The 4,625-nt window shown below is 63.2% G+C and carries 5 protein-coding genes; all 5 read left to right on the top strand.

What is annotated here, in order from left to right; genetic code table 11:
• Nucleotides 1-103: 103 nt before the first annotated feature.
• A complete protein-coding gene (locus tag Q8S60_RS12380) occupies nucleotides 104-1,612 on the top strand; it encodes a bifunctional 3-(3-hydroxy-phenyl)propionate/3-hydroxycinnamic acid hydroxylase (RefSeq protein ID WP_305668595.1) in 1,509 nt (502 codons plus the stop codon).
• A gap of 73 nt (nucleotides 1,613-1,685) precedes the next feature.
• Complete coding sequence (locus Q8S60_RS12375) at nucleotides 1,686-2,477, top strand: DUF2189 domain-containing protein (RefSeq protein WP_305275054.1); 792 nt, start codon at nucleotides 1,686-1,688, stop codon at nucleotides 2,475-2,477.
• Nucleotides 2,478-2,681: 204 nt separating this feature from the next.
• Nucleotides 2,682-3,128 (top strand): Rrf2 family transcriptional regulator, encoded by a 447-nt coding sequence (locus Q8S60_RS12370; RefSeq protein ID WP_305275053.1) that lies wholly within the window; start codon nucleotides 2,682-2,684, stop codon nucleotides 3,126-3,128.
• Between the two features lie 62 nt (nucleotides 3,129-3,190).
• Nucleotides 3,191-4,216 (top strand): sulfate ABC transporter substrate-binding protein, encoded by a 1,026-nt coding sequence (locus tag Q8S60_RS12365; protein WP_305275052.1) that lies wholly within the window; start codon nucleotides 3,191-3,193, stop codon nucleotides 4,214-4,216.
• A gap of 48 nt (nucleotides 4,217-4,264) precedes the next feature.
• On the top strand, nucleotides 4,265-4,625 hold a 361-nt coding region (locus Q8S60_RS12360), incomplete at its 3' end, for a hypothetical protein (protein ID WP_371134391.1).

Here is a 4,625-nt window from a genome sequence, read left to right as displayed (position 1 = left end):
GCTCTCGTCTTGCCCCCGCCCCGAAATTTGTTTCGCTGCCGCTCCACAAATTTTGACCCTCCCCGAGGGGAGGGTGGGAAGAGACTCAAAGGGGAAGAGGGAAATGAAGCGCGAGGAAACGGAAGTCCTGATCGTCGGGCTAGGGCCCGTGGGAGCGGCGCTCGGCGTCTATCTCGGACGCATGGGCGTGAGCGCCATCGCCATCGAACGCGACAAGGACGTCTATCCCTTGCCGCGCGCCGCGCATCTCGATCACGAGACGATGCGTCTTCTCCACCTCGCGGGCGGGGCGGAAGCCGTTGCCCGGGCGAGCCAGCCGCTTTCCTCCTACGAGTTCCGCAATGCGGCGGGCGAACTCCTCATGGGCTTCAAGCCGACAGGCGACCTCGCGCCGACGGGCTGGCCTTATTCCTCCATGTTCCATCAGCCGACGCTCGAACATGCCTTGCGGGCGCGTCTGGCGGAAATGCCCACCGTCTCCACGCGCCTCTGTCACGCGCTCAAGACCTATGAAACGGCAGGCGAGGGCGTCGTTGCCGAGATCGAAGGGCCCGAAGGCGCCTATGAGGTCGCGGCGCGTTTCATTGTCGGCTGCGACGGCGGCAACAGCACGGTGCGCCGCAAGGCAGGCATCGAGTTCGACGATATGGGTTTCGACGAGCCCTGGCTCGTCATCGATACGGTATTGAAAAACGGCGTGACGCGTCTTTCGACCGTCGGGTTCCAGCATTGCGATCCCGCGCGCCCGGTCACCTCGATGCCGATGGCGCCGGGACGGCACCGTTTCGAGATCATGCTGCTGCCCGGCGAGAAGCCGGAAGACGTCGTCTCGGACGAAGCGATCGCCGCCATGATCGCGCCTTATGCCGACGCCTCCGCGCTCGAGGTCGAGCGCCGCGCCGTCTACCGCTTTCACGCGCTCATCGCGAAGACCTGGCGCATGGGCCCCATCATTCTTGCGGGCGATGCCGCGCATCAGATGCCGCCCTTCCTGGGGCAGGGCCTCTGCTCGGGCACGCGCGATGCGGCGAACCTTGCCTTCAAGATCGAAGCCGTGCTGCGCGGGCGCGCCGGCGAGGCACTCCTCGACAGCTATCAAGTGGAGCGCGAACCGCATGTGCGCATGATCACCGAAATGGCCGTTTCGATGGGCCGGGTCGTCTGCACGCAGGACGTCGAAGCCGCGCGCCAGCGCGACGCGCAGATGCTGGCCGCGCCCGAAGACAAGCGCATCAGCCCCTTGCTCTCGGTCGACGGCATCAAGTCCGGCATCCTCGAAAGCGGCGGTGCCATTGCGCCCGACCCCGGCTTCGGCACAGCTCATGAAAAGAGCCGCCTCGACGATGCGGCGGGTTATGCGGCCCTCCTGATCGTCCGCGAGGAAAGCGAAGCGTCCCGCGCCTTCGCGGGCTCCGGCGGCTTCGTTGCCCGGCTCGGTGCGCTGCCCGACGCGTCAGGCCGTCTCGCGGCGCTCATCGGCGACCGGCCCGCCGTCCTCGTCCGTCCCGACCGCTATGTCTTCGGCACGGGCGAGGCATCCGCGCTCGTGGCTGCATGGAATGCCTATCTCGCCAGCGGCGTTGCGCATGCGGAGACGATCGCCGCCGCCTGAAATTCGCTAGGCGCGGGGGCCGGCTTCTGTTCATACTTCTCCTGTGGGTTTCGACGCACAGGGGAGGAGAGAGATGACGGATATGTCTTCCGGCCGTCGCGCGCCGGGTGTTGCGGGGCAGGTCATTCGAACGGTCGGCCTGCGCGACCTCATGAACGCGCTCAGGCTGGGCATCCGCGACTTTCTCCGCGCGCCGCTTTTCGGTCTTGTCATTGGCGGGCTCTTCGCGGCCATCGGTGCGGTCATCGTGCTGTCGCTGACGATCTGGGGGCTGCCCTGGCTGATCTATCCCTTTGCCATCGGCTTTCCGCTGGTCGGTCCGTTCGCGGCTGTCGGGCTTTATGAAGTGAGCCGCCGTCTTGCCGCCGGCGAGCGTCCGGCCTGGGGCGATGTCTTTTCGCTCGTCTGGGCGCAGCGCCGCCGCGAGGTGTCGTGGATGGCCTTTGTGATGCTCTTCGTGTTCTGGATATGGATGTATCAGGTGCGGTTGCTGATCGCGCTTTTCCTGGGCCTCGTTTCCTTCGCCTCCTTCGAACAATTCCTGACGGTCGTGTTTGCAACGCAGCAAGGGCTGATCTTCCTTGCCGCCGGTCATATCGTCGGCGGGGTGCTGGCGCTGGTGCTGTTCTCGATCACCGTCTTTTCAATTCCGATGATGCTGGAGCGCGAGGTCGATATCGTGACCGCCATGATCACATCGGTGAAGGCCGTGCTTCAAAGCCCGGTGGTGATGCTCGGATGGGGCGTCTTCGTGACGGTCTCGGTGATTGCCGCCTCGCTGCCGCTCTTTCTCGGCCTGCTCGTCGTCTTGCCGGTCTTCGGCCATGCGACCTGGCACCTCTACCGCTACGCGCTGCCGCAATAGACCGTTCAGACCCGGCTCGGCCAACCGGCGCCGCGTAACCCTTTCCTCCCCGGCGCGAATCCGGCTTAATCTTTCCGGCGCCATCCGCGCCGGGCTAATAACACTTTATTTTTATGTTATTATCTCCAAGTTTTTAAAATGCGTGTGAAAATATCTGTTGACGGGTAACCCCACCCGATCATACCCTAGCTACCAGATAGACAAATGTTATCGCAAAAAGCCAAATACGCGCTGAAAGCCATGATCGCACTGGCAACCCAGGAGGAGGGTGACTTGCTTCAGGCGGCGGACATAGCGGAGCGGCAGAATGTGCCCCGGAAATTTCTCGAGCTGATCCTGCTCGATCTCCGGAAGCACGGTCTCGTCCGCAGCCAGCGCGGCAAGTTCGGCGGCTATGCCTTGGCCAAACCGGCAGATGCGATCACATTCGGGCAGATTATTCGCATAATGGACGGGCCTTTGGCGCCAATCCCCTGTGCGAGTCTTACCGGCTACCGGCGTTGTGCCGACTGCCGGGACGAAAAATCCTGCGCCGTCCGCCGGACGATGCGGGAGGTGCGCGATGCGGCGGCGGCGATCCTGGACGGGACCACCATCGCCGATGCGCTGGGTGCCGGTGCCCACGAAGCGAGGGCGGCGATCGGCGCGTAGGCTGAAAAAAATTTGAGCTGAAACACTACTAATTTGATCGACAATATATAATGGAGGCTGAGATGACTCTGGCGGATCTGACCAAACGCTCCGCGCTTCTTTTGGCAGGCATTGTTCTCCTGCTGGCCATGACCTTCGAGGTCCGGGCCGAAACCACGCTTCTCAATGTGTCCTACGACCCCACGCGCGAGCTTTATCGCGATTTCAACGCGGCCTTTGTGCAGCATTGGAAGAAGAAAACCGGCGAGACCGTTTCCATCGAGCAGTCGCATGGCGGCTCGGGCAAGCAGGCCCGCGCGGTGATCGACGGCCTCGAGGCCGATGTCGTCACGCTGGCACTGGCCGGCGACATAGACGAGATCGCCGGCGCGACGGGCAAGCTGCCGAAGGACTGGCAGAAGGCGCTGCCTTACAACTCATCGCCCTATACCTCGACCATCGTCTTCCTCGTCCGCGACGGCAACCCGAAGGGTGTCAAGGACTGGGACGATCTGGTGAAGCCGGGCGTCGAAGTCATCACGCCGAACCCGAAGACGTCGGGCGGCGCGCGCTGGAACTACCTCGCTGCCTATGCCTATGCGCTCGAACATTCCGGCAATGACGACGCCAGGGCGCGCGAGTTCGTCGGCAAGCTTTTCAAGAACGTGCCGGTACTCGACACGGGCGCCCGCGGCTCCACCACCACCTTCGTCCAACGCGGCATCGGCGACGTCTTCATCTCGTGGGAGAACGAAGCCTTCCTCGCCCAGAAGGAATTTCCCGGCAAGTTCGAGATCGTCGTGCCGACCCTTTCGATCCGCGCCGAGCCGCCCGTCGCCGTCGTAACCGGCAACACGGAGAAGCGCGGCACGACCAGGCTCGCCCGCGCCTATCTCGAATATCTCTATTCCTCGACCGGCCAGAACCTCGCGGCGAAACATTTCTATCGCCCCGTGAAGCCGGAATTCGCCGACAAGGAAGACCTCAAGCGTTTCCCGGCGGTGAAGCTCGTCACGATCGACGATGTCTTCGGTGGCTGGGTAAAGGCGCAGCCCGAGCATTTCGGCGACGGCGGCGCGTTCGACCGGATTTATCAGCCGGGCCAGTAAGCAACCGGTTCCTTTTTTCATCACCTGAAATTTTTGGGGGCAACCCACATGCGTAAATACCAATTGAATATATCCACGACTTTCAAGTCCGCCCTTTTCGCGAGCACGGCGCTTGCCGGCGTCGTGCTCGCAGGGCCAGTCTTCGCGGGCGAGCCCGTCGAGAGCCGCGTCCAGAAACTCGAGGCGACCGTTCTCGACCTTCAGCGCGAGCTGCAAACGGTCAAGGAAGATCAGGCAATCGCCGCCGCGAAACCGGCGCCCGAATCCTCCGTCGTCTTCAAGGGCGGTCCCGCCTTCGAAGCGGCGGATGGAAGTTGGTCTTTCAAGGTGCGCGGTCGCGTCGAGGCGGACGCCGCCTTCTACAACAAGAGCGGCGGCAACAGCCCCGTCGACTTCAATAACGGTACCG

It is taken from the genome of Parvibaculum sp. (genome assembly GCF_030694575.1).
Classification (GTDB): Bacteria; Pseudomonadota; Alphaproteobacteria; order Parvibaculales; family Parvibaculaceae; genus Parvibaculum.
Note: the sequence above shows the minus strand (reverse complement) of the source record. Positions and strands in the feature narration are given on the sequence as shown.

What these genes read in the sequence shown, in the direction of transcription:
- Q8S60_RS12380 (WP_305668595.1), top strand. Translation starts at nt 104, where the DNA reads ATGAAGCGCGAGGAAACGGAAGTCCTGATCGTCGGGCTAGGGCCCGTG.
- Q8S60_RS12375 (WP_305275054.1), top strand. Translation starts at nt 1,686, where the DNA reads ATGACGGATATGTCTTCCGGCCGTCGCGCGCCGGGTGTTGCGGGGCAG.
- Q8S60_RS12370 (WP_305275053.1), top strand. Translation starts at nt 2,682, where the DNA reads ATGTTATCGCAAAAAGCCAAATACGCGCTGAAAGCCATGATCGCACTG.
- Q8S60_RS12365 (WP_305275052.1), top strand. Translation starts at nt 3,191, where the DNA reads ATGACTCTGGCGGATCTGACCAAACGCTCCGCGCTTCTTTTGGCAGGC.